The following is an 18,055-nucleotide window of genomic DNA, read 5'->3' as shown; positions in this document are numbered from 1 at the left end:
TCTGCCCCCATGACTGGCCCATATGCCTGGCCAGCCGAGGCGGAAAAGTAAGCCAGTCGATTTATAAACTGGATAATTAATAGCCTATAAACAACTGATATATATCGTTTTTATGACCTTCTTTAGACATCACTTTAAGTCAGGATCCATGTCGTCTGAACTGATACGCCAAATGCCGAATGGCTGTTGCCAAGGCTCGATTCGCATCCATTGAGTCTTGCCGTACCAAGTCCAGCGATGCCCGTTCATAAGGTCTTCGCCTCGGGTTTCGGCATGGTCCGGCAGGCCCATCTCCCATAGCGGAAGCTCGAAATGCGCTTCCTGAGCGTTATGCGGATCGAGGCTGATTGCTACGAGAATGAAGTTCGTGCGATCCGGCGTGCGTTTGCCGAAGAACAAGATGTTGTCGTTGTAAGCGGTGTACGCTTTGAAACCCAGGTGGGTCTGCAGGGCCGGGTTTTGCCGACGGATGCGATTGAGCTGAGCGATCTCCGCGACAATGTTGCCCGGTGCGTGATAATCCCGGACCCGTATCTGGTACTTCTCGGAATCCAGGTACTCCTCCTTGCCGGGGATTGCCGCGGACTCGCACAGTTCGAAGCCCGAGTACATGCCCCACAGGCCGGAACCCATGGTTGCCAGCGCCGCGCGGATGAGAAATCCCGCTCGCCCGGAGTCATGCAGGAAGAACGGATTGATGTCCGGCGTGTTGACGAAGAAATTCGGCCGATAGCAATCACGCAGCGGATGCTCGTTCAGCTCAGTCAAGTACTCGCTCAGCTCTGCCTTGTTGTTGCGCCAGGTGAAGTAGGTGTAGCTCTGGTTGAAGCCGACCTTGCCCAGGCGCGCCATCATGGCCGGCTTGGTGAAGGCCTCGGAGAGAAACATCACGTCTGGATCGCGCTCGCGGATGTCGGCGATCATCCACTCCCAGAATGGCAGCGGCTTGGTATGTGGGTTGTCGACGCGGAAGATCTTTACGCCCTGCTCGACCCAATGCCAGACCACATCACGCAGAGCGATCCACAGGCCGGGCATGGCGTCTTCGGCGTAGAAATCGACGTTGACGATGTCCTGGTATTTCTTCGGCGGGTTTTCTGCATAACGGATGGTCCCGTCCGGCCGCCAGGAGAACCAGCCCGGATGCTCATTGAGCCATGGGTGGTCCTGAGAGCACTGGATGGCGAAGTCGAGGGCGATCTCCAAACCGTGCTCCCGTGCGGCAGCTACCAGGTCGCGGAAGTCATCGAGCGTGCCGAGATCGGGATGAACTGCATCGTGCCCACCGGCTTCGCTACCGATGGCATACGGGCTGCCAGGATCATTCGGGCCAGCGTGCAACGTGTTGTTCGGCCCTTTGCGATGCTGTCGGCCAATTGGGTGAATCGGCGTGAAATACAGGACGTCGAAGCCCATGTCCCGGATCGATGGCAAACGCTTATGCACGTCACGGAAAGTACCGTGACGGTTAGGGTCATCGGTTTCAGAGCGCGGGAACAGCTCGTACCAGCTGGCAAACAGCGCAATTGGGCGCTCGACCTCAATCGGGAACACCTCACTCTGGCTGCAATGCTCGCGGGGGTCTGCGTCAGCCATCGCGGCAGCCGTTTCACTGGCCAGCATCACCGAGACACGTTCATCGTCCAGGTGCGCCATGCTCAACCGATGCAGCAGGTCATCGATGATGGCTTTGGTCTCGCCTTGGGCACGCTGGCTGGCGCGCTCAAGCAGCAGACGACCTTCTTCGAGTTCAAGCTGAACCGGGACCCCAGCGTTGTGCTTCTTTGACAGCTCGTAGCGGTAGGTCTCGTAAATATCCCACCAAGCTTCGATCATGAACTCGTGCGAAGCGACTTGCGTCGGGGTGAACTGCCCTTCCCAGCTGTCATTGCCGATCAACTTGAGCCGTGCCCGGCGCCAGGTGGTTTCATCCTTGGTCCGCCAGCAGATCGATGCGGCTAGCTGATCGTGCCCATCGGCAAAGATCTTGCTCGTGACATTGATCGGGTGGCCGATGGTTGCCTTTGCCGCAAATCGTCCGCCTTCCAGTACGGGCTGGGTCGATTCAATGGCAATGCGCGGCATCTGCAATGCCTGTTCAAGTCGAGGGTGAATCACCGGATGGGGCTTTGCATCGGTCATTGAACGGGGCTCCTAGGCGAAATTGCAGCGAAACGGCAAACCTACCCCGCTCGGGACTGGCAATCGAGCGTGGCTGGTTGTACCGATGGAAAACCCGTCATGCGGGCTTTCTCGGGCTCTGTTCTTTCCGAACCAAAGGAGGCGTGAAAAGTTCAGCTTAAAGGCCGCTACCGCTTGCCACAGCCGGCGTTGCGCTTGTTTTAGGCCAAATACGAGACGGATGATTTGGCGGGGAGGCAGCCCGCTCCTGTATGAGCCAGCTTGTTGACGATCAAACACGACGCGAACACCGCTGATCGCCACCAAGGTGGCTCCTACAAAAGCGTACTGTGGCGAACATAGAGAGCCAAGCTAAAGCCAAGCCCCTACTTGTAGGAGCCAGCTTGCTGGCGATCCGAAACCACGCGAAGATCACCGATCGTCACCAGGCTTGTTCATGCTTGAGCCATAGCCTGGTGCGCTAGTCCCCACCCGCGATCAACAACGGGTTGTAACCGCTACGGCCATATTCGCCCTGTTCGGCCAGCAAGATGTCGAGCGCAAGGCTTGCCAGGTCATCCGCCACGGGTTCGGCGCGTCCGTGTTCTTCACGCAGCATGACCTTCAGATAGCTACGACACTCGCCGCAAGATTCCGCCTGGACCGGCATCGCCGGTTTGCCCTGCTCGTCATCCAGCGTGAGGTACAGCAGCTTTGCGCCGCTGTCGCAAACGCTGCACTTGAGCCGCTCCAGATGCCACTCGGTGGCGCACAGAGAGCAATGCAGATAGCGCACGCCAGCACGATGGCGCTCGTTGTGGATGACACTGGCGACCGGTGGCGAACCGCAGCAAGGGCATAGCCCCTTGGCTTCCCCCTCGGGCTTATCAGGCGGTCGAGGCAGGGCTATCGCCAGCCTCATCCAACTGATCTGCAGGGCAGCGGCAACCAATGGCAGCAGCGGTCGGGTTGTTTCATCGCCGGGACGAGCCTCAAGGACATCGTCGGCCAGCGTATCCAACTGCTCCTGAGACAGCTCCCTCAACGTCCTGAGCAGGGGCCGCTGAGCCTCGCCCACATGAAGCTCCATGGCATCGAGCATCGACAGAAGGTCATCCTGCCAAGGCACGTCACGTTTCAAGGCCTGAAAACCAAGCGGCGGCAGGCCATGTTTAAGCGCCTGATCGAATGCATCCTCAGCCGGCCGCCAGGACGGGTCGCTTTCGTTGAGCACCTGGTGCTGGGCTTGTACCAGTCGCGCCATGAAGGCAAGAAACTCATCCAGCGGTGGAACCTGCAGGACAAGCTCCCGTAACCGCGTAGCGCGTTTGCTAAACACCTTGGCATTCGGCAACACCACATTTGGCGCCTCCATGATCCCCGAAGGCGCACTTCCATAAGAGTGGTTCACTGCAACTCCTTAAGTTCGTTTCGACGGCACGTCACGATCAGGCGAAAGACCACCCGGATCGTCATAACCTTCCTTACGGCGTACCTCGTCATACCAGAGACCGTGGTGGTGACGCGCCCAGGCGTGGCTTACACGGCCCTGGGTCATTGCGCGTACCGAGCCCTTCACCCAGATTGCCGAGTAGACGTGTATAACCAACGTGATAATTGCGATGAAGGCGGTATAGGCATGGATGGTCACCGCCCAGCGCAGCGCCCAAACCGGCATCTCATCGGCGACCCAGGGCCGCCACAGGACGATGCCGGTCACCAGCAATACCGGCACGGTGGCGAGGAAGATCCAATACACCAGCTTCTGCCCGGCGTTGTTCTTGCCCACTGGAGGTAACCGCTCGTCGCGGTTGCCCAGCACGTCGCGGATCTGCTTCATCCATTGCACGTCGTGGCGACGGATCAGGTTGTCGCCAAAGAAGCGCACGGCCTGGATGACGAAGAACAACGACATGAACACGCCGATGTACGGATGCACGATGCGTGTGGGTTCAGGCCCACCAAAAAGCGCAGTGAGCCCAAAGAACGCCGGATAGAACAATGCAAGCCCACTCAACACGAGCAACGTGAAGCTGATCGCGATGAGCCAGTGATTGACTCGTGTCCACCAGCCATAACGTAGGATGCCGTGCTTAACGTTGGAGTGGCTCATAGCCGGTCCTCCCCGCGCTTATCGATGTCGCGGGCGTCATGCGCTTTCACCGGATCAGGATCGTCTTCCGGCTCTTCTTTCGGCCCCTTCATCACGTAGTGGAAGAAACCAGCCAGAACGGACATGCCCAATGCCACCGACATGATCGGTTTGGTCACGCCCTTCCACAGCTCGACCGTCGGGGCGATGTGCGGATCACGAGGCAAACCGCTGTAGATCTCCGGCTTGTCGTTGTGCTGCAGCACATAGACCACGTGGGTGCCGCCGACGCCCGGCGGGTCATATATCCCGGCGTTTTCATAGCCACGCCCCTGAAGATCTGCAACACGGTGGGCGCCGTAGTCGAGCATGTCTTCCTTGGTGCCGAACATGATGGCCGAGGTCGGGCAGCTTTTGACGCAAGCCGGTTCCAGCCCGTTATAGACCCGATCCGAACACAGTGTGCATTTGTAAGCCTTGTTGTCCTTCTTCGATATCCGGGGAATATCGAAGGGACAGCCTGCCACGCAATAGCCACAGCCGATGCAATGCTCGGAGTTGAAGTCGACGATGCCGTTGGCGTACTGCACGATGGCCCCGGGCGACGGGCACGCCTTGAGGCAACCCGGTTCGGCGCAATGCATGCAGTTGTCCTTGCGGATCAGCCACTCGAGATTGCCCTGCTCGTCCTCATACTCCGAGAAACGCATGACTTCGAATGACTCAGGCGAAAGGTCTTGCGGGTTGTTATAGGTCCCGTCGCACTCCCCGACGTCATCACGCAGGTCGTTCCACTCCGAACAGGCAACCTGGCAGGCCTTGCACCCAATGCACACGGACACATCAATGAGCTTGGTGACCTTCTCCACACCTCCATGACGGACCTGCGGAGAAGGCGTGGTGGTCGCCGAGCGGGCGATGATGTTTTGCAGATTGATCTGATCGCCACGCATTAAACGATCCCTCCGACTTTTTCCACGTTCACCAGAAACGACTTGAACTCTGGCGTCTGGGTGTTCCCATCACCCACGAACGGCGTGAGGGTGTTGGTCAGGTGCGCCTTTTTCGTAACACCTTTGAAGCCCCAGTGGATCGGGATCCCGATGTGATGGACCGTTCGACCATCGACCTGCAACGGCACCATGCGCTTGGTTACCACCGCCACAGCGGTGATGAATCCACGCTTGGACGTTACCTTGACCCGGTCGCCTGCGTTGATGCCCAGCTCGGCTGCAAGTACATCGCTCATCTCGATGAACTTCTCCGGCTGGGCGATGGCGTTGAGCCGCACGTGCATCGTCCAGTAGTGGAAATGCTCAGTCAGTCGATAGGTCGTCGCCGCGTACGGAAACTCCTTGTTCGAGCCAAACGAATCGCGATCCTGCTCGAATACCCGGGCGATGGGGTTATGCAGCGCCAATGGGTTGTTGGGATTGAGCGGGTTACGGTCGATGGGCGTTTCCATCGGTTCGTAGTGCTCAGGGAGCGGCCCTTCGTTCAGCCATTCGCAGGAGAAGAAATGTCCTCGGCCGGTCTGTGTCACGATGAATGGCCCAACACCGGCTGACGGTGGCGTAAAGATCGGGTAGTCCGGCACGTCGGCGCCCGTCCAGCGCTCCCCGTCCCACCAGATAAATGCTTTGTTCGGAGCCCACGGCGTACCGTCAGGCCTTGCCGATGCGCGGTTGTACAAAAGCCGTCGATTCATCGGCCATGCCCACGCCCAGCCCAGCGTATTACCCGTGTGGTAAGGGTCCGAATTGTCTCGACGAGCCATCATGTTTCCGGCTTCGGTCCAGGCCCCGGAATAGATCCAGCAGCCGCACGCGGTCGAACCATCAGCACGCAGTTCACTGAAGTCCTGCAACTGTTCACCCTTACGCCGGATGATCCTGCCGGTATCGTCGGAAAGATCCGCCAGGGCCCGTCCGTTGTATTCCTTCGCCAACTCGGATGCTTTCGGAAAATCCGGGACCTTGTAGTTCCACTCAAGATTCAAGATCGGGTCTGGGAATGCTCCGCCTTCGACCTGATACATGTGCTTGAGGCGCAGCATGACCTCTCCGAGAATCTCGGTATCGGTCATGGCTTCGCCAGGCCCGGGTGCCGCCTTCTCATGCCATTGCAGCCAGCGGGCACTGTTGGTGATGGACCCGTCGTCCTCGGCGAAGCAGGTGGTCGGCAGGCGGAACACCTCAGTGGCGATCTTCGACGGATCGACATCGTGGTATTCGCCGAAATTCTTCCAGAACTCACCGGTTTCCACCGTGAGCGGGTCCATGATCACGAAGTACTTGAGTTTCGACAGCCCGTCCAAAACCTTGGCCTTGTTCGGAAAGGCCGCGAGGATGTTGAAGCCTTGGCAGAAGGCGCCGGTCGCCTTGCCCAACGTCATGTCGTTAATGGCGTAGAGCACGTCATAGATCGGTTCGGAAAGCTTCGGCAACCAGTCGTAGCACCAGTTGTTCTCAGCCGTGGCGGCGTCGCCGTACCATTCCTTCATCATGCTGACGAAGAAGCGTTCGTAGAATTTCCAGTACGAGACCTCGCCCTCGAGCAATGGCGGCTTGACCCTCGTTTCCAGATAGTCGTCATAGGTCTGCAGGTCTGCCGAAGGCAGGTTCATATAGCCGGGCAACAGGTTTGACAGCAGTCCGATGTCGGTCAGGCCTTGAATATTGGAGTGCCCACGCAGAGCGTTGACACCTCCGCCAGGCATACCCATGTTGCCCAACAGCAGCTGCACCATTGCGCCACAGCGAATGATCTGCGATCCGATAGTGTGCTGCGTCCAACCCAGGGCATAGAGGATGGTCATGGTCTTGTCTGGCGCCGAGGTGGTCGCCATCAGATCCCAAAGCTCAAGCACCTTCTCCTGGGGCATGCCGCAGATATTTTCCACCTGATCAACCGTGTAGCGGCTGTAATGCTGACGCATCAGCTGAAGCACGCAGCGCGGGTGCTCGAAGGTTGGATCAGTGCGGACAAAACCGTCCTCGCCGGTCTCGAAGTTCCAGGTTTGACGATCGTAGGTGCGGTCCGCCGGGTTGTAGCCGGTGAACAGTCCCTCCTCGAAGCCGAACCCTTCAGCCACGATCAGGCTCGCGTCGGTGTATTCGCGTACATATTCATGCGCAAAGCGGTTGGTTTCGATCAGGTAGTTGATGAAACCACCAAGGAACGCGATGTCCGTCCCCGTGCGAATCCAGGCGTGATAGTCCGCCACCGCCGTGGTGCGGTTGAAGCGCGGGTCGATTGAGATCAGCACGGCATTGCTGCGCTGCTTGGCATGCATGACCCAGCGGAAGCCTACGGGGTGTGCTTCAGCCGAATTGCCTCCCATCGACAGGATGACATTGGCATTGGCAATGTCGGTCCAGTGGTTCGTCATGGCACCGCGACCAAATGTTGGGGCAAGACCTGCCACCGTTGGTCCGTGTCAAACGCGCGCCTGGTTGTCTAGTTTGAGAATGCCGAGTGCTCGGGTAATTTTCTGCGTGAGATAAGCTGTCTCGTTGGTGCAAGCCGACGCTGCGACCATCGACGTGGTCATCCAGCGATTGACCAGCCTGCCCTGCTCGTCATGTGTTTCGAAATTTCTGTCGCGATCGTCCTTCATGTGCCGGGCGATGCGTGCGAACGCCTCATCCCAGCTGATGCGCTTCCACTCGTTGGTGTAAGGCTCGCGAACCTCGGGGTATTTGACCCGCGACTCGCTCTTGATGAAGTCCAGCACGCCTGCCCCCCGAGGGCAAAGCGATCCTCGACTGACTGGATGGTCCGGATCGCCTTCGACGTGGTAGATCTCGTCAATAACGTTGATCGCGCCATCACCACGCGAGTACAGCAACATGCCGCAGCCTACCGAGCAGTAGGTGCAAATATTGCGGGTCATTCTTGCGCCGGTCAGTTTGAAGTGACGAATCGACGCTAATGCTTCATCAGGCGCAAATCCCATCATGGCCATGCTCGACGCGCCCACACCGGCCGCACCGAACTTCAGGAACTGTCGCCGGGATACTCGCACGGTCATCGGTATCTCCTGTTACTTATTATGTCTGCCCATCTAACCACATCGACTGAACCGCTCTGGAATGGTTCCTCCGGCGGGACAGACGGGGCGGCGTATTCGCTACGCCAGTACGAGGCTAGTCCAGTAAGCCGGCCACAGACAGGTCACCCGTCGCGTCATTGACGCGCAGCGAGATCCTTCAAAAGCTGCGCTGAAAGGCTCTGACGGGTCGTGGCGTAGTCGGCCCATGGATCGAGCTTCAGGCTCTTGAGGCGTTCATGGAGATTGAGGATGTTCCACTGATCGGCGCCGCTTATCTGGTCCAGCTCCTCCCGCGTGATGGGCACTGAGACGGGCAGCCCAGGGCGTGCTCGTGCGGAAAAAGCAGCAACCGTGCTAGCGCCTCGCTGGTTGCGCAGGTAGTCGACGAAGATCTTGCCGACCCGATTCTTCGGCCCCATCTTTGCGACGATCTGCTCAGGTGACTCTTTGGCCAGGCGAACCGTGACCATACGGGCAAATTCGTTGGCGCAACCCCAACTCTGACGACGATCGATCGGCACCACGACATGCATGCCGCGCCCACCGCTGGTTTTGATGAAGGCCTTGAGACCGAGTTGATCAAGCAGCTCAAGGGTCATGTTCGTCGCCTCGACCATGCTTGACCACGGCAGCTCCGGGTCAGGATCCAGATCGAAGACCACCCGATCCGGCTTGTCGATGCGGTCGCTGCGCGCATTCCACGTATGAAACTCGACGGTGCCCATCTGCACCGCCTCGACGACCGCGCTGATACTGTCCGCCTGGATCAGGTGTGCATGCTCCGGATCGAGGGACTTATCCAGCACGTGCATGTGCGGCATTTTCAGCCGCCCGCAGTGGCGCTGGAAGAAGCTATCGCCGCTGACGCCATCCGGCGCGCGGACGATGGACAGCGGACGCTTGGCCAGATGAGGTACGAGCCATTCGCCCACTGCCAGATAGTATTCAGCGAGCTGCAGCTTGGTGGCACCACTTGCCGGATCGATGACACGCTGCGGATTACTGATGCCGATACCCCCTACATCGGGGCGATTTTTGGCAGCCTTTTCAGCCATGCACGCTCCTTATGAGGTCAGCTCGCTTTCTTGCTGTTGGACTTGCTGGCAGCCGGTTTACTGGTGCTGGTCTTGCGGGCCGTCGCGGTTTTGCTGGTCGAGGATTTACTGGCTGCAGACTTGGCCGGGGCCTTCGATTTGCTGGCTGTAGTTTTGCTCGTGGCCCGCTTGGCAGGCGATGCCTCTTCGCTGTCTTCGTCGTCGTCAACGTCTTCAGTCGGGGCAGCTTTCTTAGCGGACGATTTGCCGGCCAGGCTACGTTTGAGCAGTTCGGTCAGGTCGATGACATCGGCGCTGCGACGATCAACTGCTTCTTCCGGCCCACCCACGGCTTCGAGCTTGCCCTCGCGAGCCTTGGTCTCTACTAGATCCATGATCTGGTCTTGGAAGGTGTCCTTGTATTGCTCGGGGTTCCAATCCTCACTCATGTCCTCGACCAGCCGCTTGGCCATGTCGAGTTCCTTCGGGTTGAGGTCGGCATTAAGCGCCTCGTCTTTCATCTCAAGGTACTCCACGCCCCTGACCTCATCGGCCCAGCGCAGCGTATTCATCACCAGTGCCTTGCCCAGCGGCATCACCACGGCCAGATGCTGCTTGTTGCGCAGCACCACGTTGGCGATGCCGACCTTGCCAGTCTGAGTCAGGGTTTCGCGCAGCAGCGCGTAAACCTTTTCACCCCGCCGGTCCGGGGTGAGGTAATAGGGCGTAGCGATGTACAGGAAGGAAATGTCCTTGGCATCGACAAAGGCAACGATGTCTACCGTCTGCGTGGCTTCTGGGTGAGCGGCCTTGATCTCGTCATCGCTGATAACGACGTAGTTACCCTTTTCGTATTCCACGCCTTTGACGATGTTCTCGCTCTCGATGTCCTCGCCGGTGGTCTTGTTGATGCGCTTGTAGCCCACTCGGTCCATGCTGCGTTTGTCCAGCCAGTCGAAATCTATACCCGAGCGCGTGGTCGCAGGCACCAAGGCGACGGGGATATGAACCAGGCCGAAACTGACGGCGCCTTTCCAGATCGTACGGGGCATAAGCCTTCCCTCCTGTCGACAGTCGTTCGGTCAGCCGTTGACCACGGTGCCGCCGTTCACATGGATCACCTGTCCGCTGACATAGGAAGCGTCGCTGCTGGCCAGATACACGTATGCCGGCGCCACTTCATCCGGCTGGCCGGGACGCTCCATGGGCACGTTGGCGCCGAATTTCTCGACCTTGTCTTCGTCGAAGGTCGACGGAATCAGCGGCGTCCAGATCGGCCCGGGCGCGACCCCGTTCACGCGAATGCCTCGGTCGGCGATGTTCATCGACAGCGAGCGGGTAAAGGCCGTGATGGCGCCCTTGGTCGATGAGTAGTCCAGCAGCTGTGGGCTGCCTTTGTAGGCCGTCACCGACGTGGTGTTGATGATCGAGGCGCCTTTTTTCAGGTGCGGCAGTGCAGCCTTGGTCATCTGGAACATGCCGAAAATGTTGGTGCGGAAGGTCTTCTCCCACTGCTCTTCGCTGATGTCTTCGAGCTTTTCCTGGGGATGCTGCTCGGCGGCGTTATTGACCAAAATGTCGAGCTTGCCGAAGGCACTCACCGTTTCGTCGATCACCTTGCGGCACACGTCGCGGCCCGCCACGTCGCCGGCGAAAGTCAGACACTTGCGCCCCTGCTCTTCCACTGCGCGCTTGGTTTCCTCGGCGTCCTGGTGTTGATCCAGATAGAGAATCGCTACATCGGCGCCTTCACGTGCAAACAGCACCGCTACCGAGCGGCCGATGCCGCTGTCGCCGCCAGTGATGATTGCGACCTTGTTCTGGAGCTTGCCGGCCGCTTTGTAGTCCTCGCCACGGTACTCGGGCCTCGGGGTCATCTCGCTTTCTTTGCCCGGTTCAGCCTGTTGCTGCGGGGGGAGCGTCTGGTTTTCGTCGGGCATGCAAAAATCCTCCGTCAAGGGATCAAACCTGTATTCGGAGGACTTGGCGCGGGCGGGAAAAGTTTCTATGAAGCGATGAGAGGCCCCAATGCAGAGGCCTCGAAGTATCAATCGACGCGCAGTACGACCCGGCCGCGCGGCACACCGCTTTCGACGTATTCGTGGGCTGCCACGACCTCGTCGAAGCCGAAGACCTTGTCGACCTGCGGCGTGATCAGGCGGTCAACCGTGAGCTGGTTGATGTGCAGCAAGGCATTCTGGACCGCCTCGCGGTTTTGCTCGATGCCCAACTCGGGTTGCCCGGTGAAGTCGCACAGGCAATGCAGGAAGAACTTGAAGTTCTTCTTGAACGCCGCGCAGGCTGGAAACGCCGTTTCGTTACCACCGTTGAGCCCATAAAGAATCAGCTTGCCACGCGGCGCGATAACGTCACCAAGCAGCTTCATCTGCGAGCCACCACAACTGTCGAGTACCACCTCGACACCCGCCCCTTCGGTGACCTTTTGCAGGCGGCCTACCAAATCCTCTTCTTCGGTGACGATCACTGTCTCGGCCCCAAGCTCACGCAGGAAGGCGCGGTCTTCGGCCGTGTCGCAGGTGGCGATCACTCGTGCACCCAGCGCCTTTGCCATCTGAACGGCCGATGGCCCGGTGCAGTGCCGTGCCTGTGTGACCAGCACGAACTGCCCTGTTTCCAGCTTGGCTAACTCCACCAGCGCGAAATACGACACCAAGGCGGGCGTGTAGTGAATGCAGGCCTCGACGGCGCTGAGCATTTCCGGTGGGTGGACAAGAGACGTGTGCGGCAGCAGCACCTGTTCCCCATATAGCGGATATCGATTGAGATCGTGGCCGGGAAAGCTGGCCACACGATCACCGACCGAGAAGCCATCCACCGCCTCGCCGACCGCAAGCACTTCGCCAGCGATCTCACTACCTAGTCCGGCCGGAAGTTGGGCGTGACGCGGCGCCAGATCCTGACGCCAGAGCACGTCGTTCCAGCTGATGCCGATCGCTTTTACGCCGATCAGCACCTCGCCCACGCCAGGCTGCGGTACGTCACGCTGCTCGTATCGCAGCACATCGGCTGCGCCGAACTGGTGAAAACGGATGATGCGGGACATGAAAAAGACCCCTCGATTACTACTGTGTCTGTGACTTTATCTGCAGTATTGGCACAACTCCAGCAGCGATCCCTGCATTCCGCTCGATAGTCGCCATGCGTGGGAATGATGATGTGCTGTATGTAAGGCCACTCCGACTGCTGCAGGTTTGTGTCATTGCAAAGCGGGAATGGACATGCCGACGTCACTCCGATCTGTCTAGAATGCAGACGCAACCCTCATTTCGGTCAGCCGCGCCTTATGTCTGACCACAGCTTGAAGTGAAAGGCATGAATCGCAACGACCTTCGCCGCGTAGACCTGAACCTGCTGATCGTCTTCGAAACACTGATGCACGAGCGCAGCGTGACCCGTGCCGCGGAGAAACTCTTTCTCGGCCAGCCGGCGATCAGTGCTGCACTGGCGCGCCTGCGCACGCTGTTCGACGATCCACTGTTCGTGCGCACCGGCCGCAGCATGGAGCCGACCGCGCGCGCGCAGGAGATCGCCGGCCTGTTGTCGCCTGCGCTGGACTCCATCTCCACCGCAGTCAGTCGCGCCTCGACCTTTGATCCGGCCACCAGCGAGCTGGTGTTTCGCATCGGTCTGACCGACGAAGTGGAGTTCGCCTTGCTGCCGCAGATGCTCAGGCGTATCCGCGCTGAAGCGCCAGGCGTGGTACTGGTGGTGCGTCGTGCCAATTACCTGCTCATGCCGGGCTTATTGGCCTCCGGGGAAATCTCGGTCGGCGTCTGCTACACCGAAGAGCTGCCAGCCAATGCCAAACGCAAGGTACTGCGCAGACCCAAACCAATGCTGCTTCGCGCCGACAGCATTCCAGGTCGCATGACCATGGAGGACTACTGCTCGCGTCCCCACGCCATGGTTTCTTTTGCTGGCGACCTGAACGGCTATATCGATGAGGAATTGGCCCTGCATGGGTGCAAGCGCAAGGTCGTGCTGGCCGTTCCGCAGTTCAATGGCCTGGCCAGCCTGCTCGCCGGAACCGATCTGGTGGCAACCTTGCCCGACTATGCCGCGTCTGCCCTTGCAGCCAATGGCGGCGTGCGAGCCGAACCACTACCGTTCGAGACCAGCCAGGATTTCGAATTGTCCATGGCCTGGCGCGGCGCTCAGGACAACGACCCCGCCGAACGCTGGCTGCGCTCACGCATTCAGATGTTCGTCGGCGATCCGGACAGCCTTTAGGATTGCAGCCCTACCCATTCATTAGGCCGGATCGCTGAACCGCCGCCCAAGGCGAACAAGTTCGCCCCTACACCGAGAATTCCATGAGGCCTGGCATCGAGGGCGACCTGCTTGCCGCCCTCGTCTAAGCACCACACCCTCATTCGCTCGACGCTATTTCGCGAACTCAGGACGCCGTGTGGACGTCATTCCATGGACGCGTTAGAGCCCTAGCGTTTCGCGTAATTGCTGGGCCGTCAACGCCCGGGTGGAGATACCAGTCTGGAAGTCGAAGCGTTTGCCGCTGGCGAGCGGACCGACGATCACCGGTTCGAAAGGCCCGGCACCACATAGACCATCTGCCCGCCATAGCCCCAGCCGTAGCGCACGGCTTCGCCGCTCAGTTCGGTAATGGACCAGCCGTAGCCATAACCGTGGCCTGTGAACCACGAGCGCGTGCGTGGCGTCCAGGATGACTCTATCCAGTCTTCTGATAGCAACCGCTCGCCGGCCGCCGTAAGCCCGCCGCGGCGGTAGAGCTCGCCAAAGGCCAACAGCGAACGTGGGTCATCGCCATTTCGTTGCCACCCAGATAGATGCCCCCGCGGGCCACGCGTCGAGCCGCTGATGGCGAACCCCTCGAGTGGTTCCAGCCATTGTTTCGCCAGATGGAGCGTGGACTGCCCGGTCTGGCGCGCGAGGATCGCTGAGAGCAAATGGCTGGAGCCGGTGGAGTAGATCATCGGCCCGCCGGTTCGCCTTCGAACGGCCGTGCCAGCGCTGCACGGATCCAGTTGCGGCTCGTCACCCAGGCGGCGTAGTGAGCCCCGGAGGTCGCGCCGAGGCCGGCCTGCATGCTGAGCAAGTGGACCACCGTCACCTCATCCAGGCGCGGATCGGGGTTGCGCGGCAGGTCGGCTTCCAGCAGCGCGGCGATCCGCTAGTCGACGCCTTCGAGGACCCCTTTGTCGATGGCGATGCCAACCAGGGTGGCGATCACCGATTTGGAGGCCGACTTGATGTTGGTCGGCGTGGTGGTGCGGTGCCCACGGTAGCCGCGCTCAGCGATCACCTCGCCTTGGCGGGCGATGATCAGAGTTTCCAGTGGCGCCAGGCGTTTGGCCCGGTCGATTACCTCCTGCAGGCCCGCGTCGGCAGCGGGCTGCAGACGAGCAGCCACGCCAGATTGAGCAGGTGGTGAAAGTAGGTGATTCGATGTGGGGACGTCGAGGCCATAGGGTTTCGACACTGACTCGGCGGCGCCGTGCAACGCGAACGTTTGGGCGATTCATTCTCCCGCGAGCGCTGAGCACCACCGGGAAGATAATTCGCCTTATTACGTAATTGTCTTGTGCTCGCTGTTCGCGGCGACGCTCCTCCTGTGCGGGTTGCCGTAGCTCGACCAAGGCTGATTAGCTCGCCGTTGCCAGGACACGGGCAGGGGAGGCGCTGAACTGAATCAACACCACCCCGCCGATCAACAACAACGCCCCCAGCACCCGGGGCGTTGTGAGTTGGCGCTCAGCCAGGCCGAACAGGCCGAAATGATCCAGCACCAACGACGCCAGGATCTGCCCAGCCATGGCCAGGGCGATAAATCCTGAAGCGCCCAGCTTGGGCAACAACATCAACGCCAGGGAAATAAAGCACACGCCAAACGCGCCACCCGCCCACATCCACAGCGGTGCCTGGGTGATAAAGGTCAGGCTCGGCAACGGCAAGCGTAGCGCCAGGATCACCGGCAGCAATACGACGATGCTCACCAGCAGCGACGCCAGGGTGGCCCACAACGGATGGCCGAGCCCGCGCCCGAGGTTCGCGTTGATCGCACTCTGAAACGGTACCACCGCTCCGGCGATGATCGCCAGCGTCAGCAAACCCACCCAATGCAACGTCGTCATTTCATATCTCCCGGAGATTTTGCTGGACTCTAGGATATTCACCGCGCAAATTTAAATTCTAAATTATTATGCTGAGCATGCAGCTAATGAATGATCTGCGCCGTATTGACCTGAACTTGCTGGTGATCCTCGATGCCCTGCTCAGCGAGCAACACGTCACCCGCGCTGCCGAGCGTCTGCACCTGAGCCAGCCTGCGGTCAGCCACGCCCTAGCGCGTTTGCGTGACGTGCTTGGCGACTCGCTATTGGTGCGTCAGGGCGGTAGCCTGGTACCGACCGCTCGTGCACTGGAGCTGGCCGCGCCACTGGCTGAAGCCCTGGCCCAGGTGCAAGCCATGCTGGCACCGAATCGCTTTGATCCTGCTTCAGCCAAACGCAGATTTCGTTTGGCGATGTCTGACTACAGCGCAGCGATTTTCCTACCCGACCTTGTGCGTACCTTGCGCAGTGAAGCGTCGGGCATCGATCTGCAAATTATCCAGGCCAGCCGTGAAGGTATGGTGGATGGTGTGCTCAATGGCGACCTCGACCTGGCCGCGGGGGTTTTCCCCGACATGCCTGCCGAATTGCGCACGACGCCGCTGTTCGTAGAGCACTACACCTGCCTGGTGGACCGCAACAGCCTGCCGGCAAGTGGCACGCTGGATCTGCCGACTTACTTGTCACGCCCCCATGTATTGCTGGAAATGCGCGGCAGCGGCACGCCGGAAATCGAGCGGGCGTTGACGGCGATTCGTGAACGGCGGCATGTGGCGGTCAGCCTGCCGCATTGGGGCGTGGCGCCGCAGTTGATTCAAGGCACCGACCTGATTCTCACCGTCTCGTCCCGAGGCGTGCTCAATATCGATCACCGGCATTTGCTGGCGGTGCCGCCGCCGTTTCATATCCCGTCGTTTGCGTTCGAATTGGCCTGGCATGCGCGGCGTGGTGGGGATGCGGGGTTGCAGTGGTTGGTCGGGCTTGTGCGGGGTGTGCAGCACTGAACATTGGAATAAACGGGCTTGCCCGCTCTACAGGTGTCATTGATACCAGGGAGATCGGGCCAGGCTTGATGACGACCGTTCGTTGCACTAACAGGTTTCCTCTAAACCTTTACCCCCAAAATTCGCATCGAGGGCGGGGTGTGCCCTCCCGCACTTATTTTCAGCCTGATTATGCGATTTATTCGCCCAGATGACCGGCACTCCCCGCCCCCTGGTCATCGCCCTAGCCTCTCCACATCTCCCATCGATGAAACCTGCTGCAACATCATCGCGGATGATATTTACATTCGCCTCGTTCGATTTTTGCTTGTAAAGGCCAACCCCCACACTTCCGCCATCGATAAAAACCCGAGTTGCGGAGTCAAGCATGGATCGTTCACTCAAAGCCTTGCGTTACCCATTGGTTGCGGTTGCTGCCGCCCTTGTAGGTGCATGCGGAAAAGCGCCTGAAGCCACCGAAGCGGCTATGCCGGCCCCCGCCGTCAGCGTTGCTGAGGTCATTGAGCAGCAGGTGACCGAATGGGACGAACTCACCGGCCGCCTGGAAGCGCCCGAGTCGGTCGATATTCGTCCACGCGTGTCGGGCTTCATCGACAAGGTCGCGTTCGAAGAAGGCTCGCTGGTGAAGAAAGGCGATCTGCTGTTCCAGATCGATCCGCGCCCGTTCGAAGCCCAGGTCAAACGCTTGCAGGCCGAGTTGCAACAGGCTCGTGCCACTGAGCGCCGGACCGCAAGCGAGGCCGAACGCGGTGAGCGACTGCGCGCCAATAACGCTATTTCCGCCGAACTGGCTGATGCGCGGGCCAGCGCATCCAGCGAAGCGAAGTCCGCCGTCGCGGCCATCCAAGCTCAGCTCGATGCAGCCAAGCTGGATCTCGGTTTCACACGCGTCACTGCCCCCATCGATGGCCGCGCAGGTCGTGCGCTGATCACCGCGGGTAACCTGGTCAATGCTGGCGAAGCCTTGCTGACGACGCTGGTCTCGACCGACAAGGTCTATGCCTACTTCGAGGCAGACGAACGCACCTACCTGAAATACCGCGAACTGGCCCGCGACGGTGAGCGAGGGGAAGAAACCCCTGTGTACCTCGGGCTATCCAGCGAAGAAGGCCACCCGCATCTGGGGCACATGGACTTCATCGACAACCAGGTTGATCCCCGCACCGGCACCATTCGCGGTCGCGCCGTGTTCGACAACCGTGACGGCAGCTTCACGCCAGGGCTTTATGCGCGGCTGAAGCTGGTCGGCAGCGCCACCTACGACGCCGTCCTGATCAAGGATGTCGCGGTCGGAACCGATCTGGGCAAGAAGTTCGTCCTGGTCCTCGGGAAGGACGACACCGTCAACTATCGCTCCATCGAGCTCGGCCCGAAGCTTGAGGGCCTGCGCATCGTGCGTGACGGTCTGAAGGAAGGTGAAACCATCGTGGTGAACGGCCTGCAGCGCGTTCGTCCGGGCAACGCCGTGCAGCCCCAAAATGTGCCAATGGCCGACGCTGACACCCTCGCCGCGCTGAAAGAACAGAACCGTGCAATCTCCGCCGCGATGAAGCCGCAGGTGGTCGACCGCACGCTGGCGCGCGGACCGAGCAGTTGATTTTCAACACGTCCAGCTGACCGGCGCCGAGGCGCCACCCCAT

The 18,055-nt window shown here is 59.9% G+C and carries 15 protein-coding genes; 3 read left to right on the top strand and 12 right to left on the bottom strand.

Translation table 11 applies throughout. From position 1 onward, the window contains the following. Nucleotides 1–129: 129 nt before the first annotated feature. From RT21_RS01260 to RT21_RS01215, 9 genes are all read right to left on the bottom strand, one after another. Nucleotides 130–2,142, bottom strand: coding sequence for an alpha-1,4-glucan--maltose-1-phosphate maltosyltransferase (locus RT21_RS01260; RefSeq protein WP_046161266.1), 2,013 nt, complete (start codon nt 2,140–2,142; stop codon nt 130–132). 460 nt (nt 2,143–2,602) lie between these two features. After that, nucleotides 2,603–3,496 carry a formate dehydrogenase accessory protein FdhE gene (gene fdhE, locus RT21_RS01255; protein WP_046161265.1) on the bottom strand — a complete coding sequence of 298 codons (894 nt, stop codon included), beginning with the start codon at nt 3,494–3,496 and terminating at the stop codon, nt 2,603–2,605. A gap of 45 nt (nt 3,497–3,541) precedes the next feature. Beyond that, the gene (locus tag RT21_RS01250; protein WP_046161264.1) at nt 3,542–4,234 is read right to left on the bottom strand and encodes a formate dehydrogenase subunit gamma; all 693 of its coding nucleotides are present in this window, start codon (nt 4,232–4,234) and stop codon (nt 3,542–3,544) included. Continuing rightward, nucleotides 4,231–5,166 carry a formate dehydrogenase subunit beta gene (gene fdxH / locus RT21_RS01245; RefSeq protein WP_046161263.1) on the bottom strand — a complete coding sequence of 312 codons (936 nt, stop codon included), beginning with the start codon at nt 5,164–5,166 and terminating at the stop codon, nt 4,231–4,233. Before fdxH ends, RT21_RS01250 begins: the two co-directional genes overlap by 4 nt. Then, the gene (fdnG, locus tag RT21_RS01240; protein WP_177327043.1) at nt 5,166–8,240 is read right to left on the bottom strand and encodes a formate dehydrogenase-N subunit alpha; all 3,075 of its coding nucleotides are present in this window, start codon (nt 8,238–8,240) and stop codon (nt 5,166–5,168) included. Before fdnG ends, fdxH begins: the two co-directional genes overlap by 1 nt. Nucleotides 8,241–8,401: 161 nt before the next feature. Beyond that, a complete protein-coding gene (gene ligD / locus RT21_RS01230) occupies nt 8,402–9,322 on the bottom strand; it encodes a non-homologous end-joining DNA ligase (protein WP_052724709.1) in 921 nt (306 codons plus the stop codon). A 17-nt stretch (nt 9,323–9,339) separates the two neighbouring features. Next, entirely contained in the window at nt 9,340–10,353 is a 1,014-nt protein-coding gene (locus RT21_RS01225) for a non-homologous end joining protein Ku (RefSeq protein WP_046161260.1), read from the bottom strand. Between the two features lie 30 nt (nt 10,354–10,383). Then, nucleotides 10,384–11,241 carry an SDR family oxidoreductase gene (locus RT21_RS01220; RefSeq protein ID WP_046161259.1) on the bottom strand — a complete coding sequence of 286 codons (858 nt, stop codon included), beginning with the start codon at nt 11,239–11,241 and terminating at the stop codon, nt 10,384–10,386. 107 nt (nt 11,242–11,348) lie between these two features. Continuing rightward, nucleotides 11,349–12,365 carry a zinc-dependent alcohol dehydrogenase family protein gene (locus RT21_RS01215; protein WP_046161258.1) on the bottom strand — a complete coding sequence of 339 codons (1,017 nt, stop codon included), beginning with the start codon at nt 12,363–12,365 and terminating at the stop codon, nt 11,349–11,351. A 269-nt stretch (nt 12,366–12,634) separates the two neighbouring features. On the opposite strand from RT21_RS01215, the gene RT21_RS01210 reads away from it, so the two are divergent. Further along, nucleotides 12,635–13,552 carry a LysR family transcriptional regulator gene (locus RT21_RS01210; protein ID WP_046161257.1) on the top strand — a complete coding sequence of 306 codons (918 nt, stop codon included), beginning with the start codon at nt 12,635–12,637 and terminating at the stop codon, nt 13,550–13,552. Nucleotides 13,553–13,854: 302 nt separating this feature from the next. Here the strand turns inward: RT21_RS01210 and RT21_RS23750 are convergent, their stop codons facing one another. The 3 genes from RT21_RS23750 to RT21_RS01200 form a co-directional block, all read right to left on the bottom strand. Further along, nucleotides 13,855–14,274, bottom strand: a complete 420-nt coding sequence (locus tag RT21_RS23750; protein ID WP_052724708.1) for a serine hydrolase domain-containing protein — start codon at nt 14,272–14,274, stop codon at nt 13,855–13,857. Nucleotides 14,275–14,471: 197 nt separating this feature from the next. Further along, nucleotides 14,472–14,711, bottom strand: coding sequence for a serine hydrolase (locus RT21_RS23745; RefSeq protein WP_052724707.1), 240 nt, complete (start codon nt 14,709–14,711; stop codon nt 14,472–14,474). A 232-nt stretch (nt 14,712–14,943) separates the two neighbouring features. Beyond that, nucleotides 14,944–15,432, bottom strand: a complete 489-nt coding sequence (locus RT21_RS01200; protein ID WP_046161256.1) for a DMT family transporter — start codon at nt 15,430–15,432, stop codon at nt 14,944–14,946. 68 nt (nt 15,433–15,500) lie between these two features. On the opposite strand from RT21_RS01200, the gene RT21_RS01195 reads away from it, so the two are divergent. Continuing rightward, nucleotides 15,501–16,415, top strand: a complete 915-nt coding sequence (locus tag RT21_RS01195) for a LysR family transcriptional regulator (RefSeq protein ID WP_046161255.1) — start codon at nt 15,501–15,503, stop codon at nt 16,413–16,415. A gap of 367 nt (nt 16,416–16,782) precedes the next feature. Then, entirely contained in the window at nt 16,783–18,012 is a 1,230-nt protein-coding gene (gene mexE, locus RT21_RS01185; protein ID WP_046161253.1) for a multidrug efflux RND transporter periplasmic adaptor subunit MexE, read from the top strand. Nucleotides 18,013–18,055 lie beyond the last annotated feature (43 nt).

The sequence above is a fragment of the Pseudomonas sp. 10B238 genome, assembly GCF_000970615.1.
Taxonomy (GTDB): Bacteria; Pseudomonadota; Gammaproteobacteria; order Pseudomonadales; family Pseudomonadaceae; genus Stutzerimonas.
The sequence above is the reverse complement of the archived record's forward strand: the minus strand, read 5'-3'. Positions and strand labels throughout refer to the sequence as shown.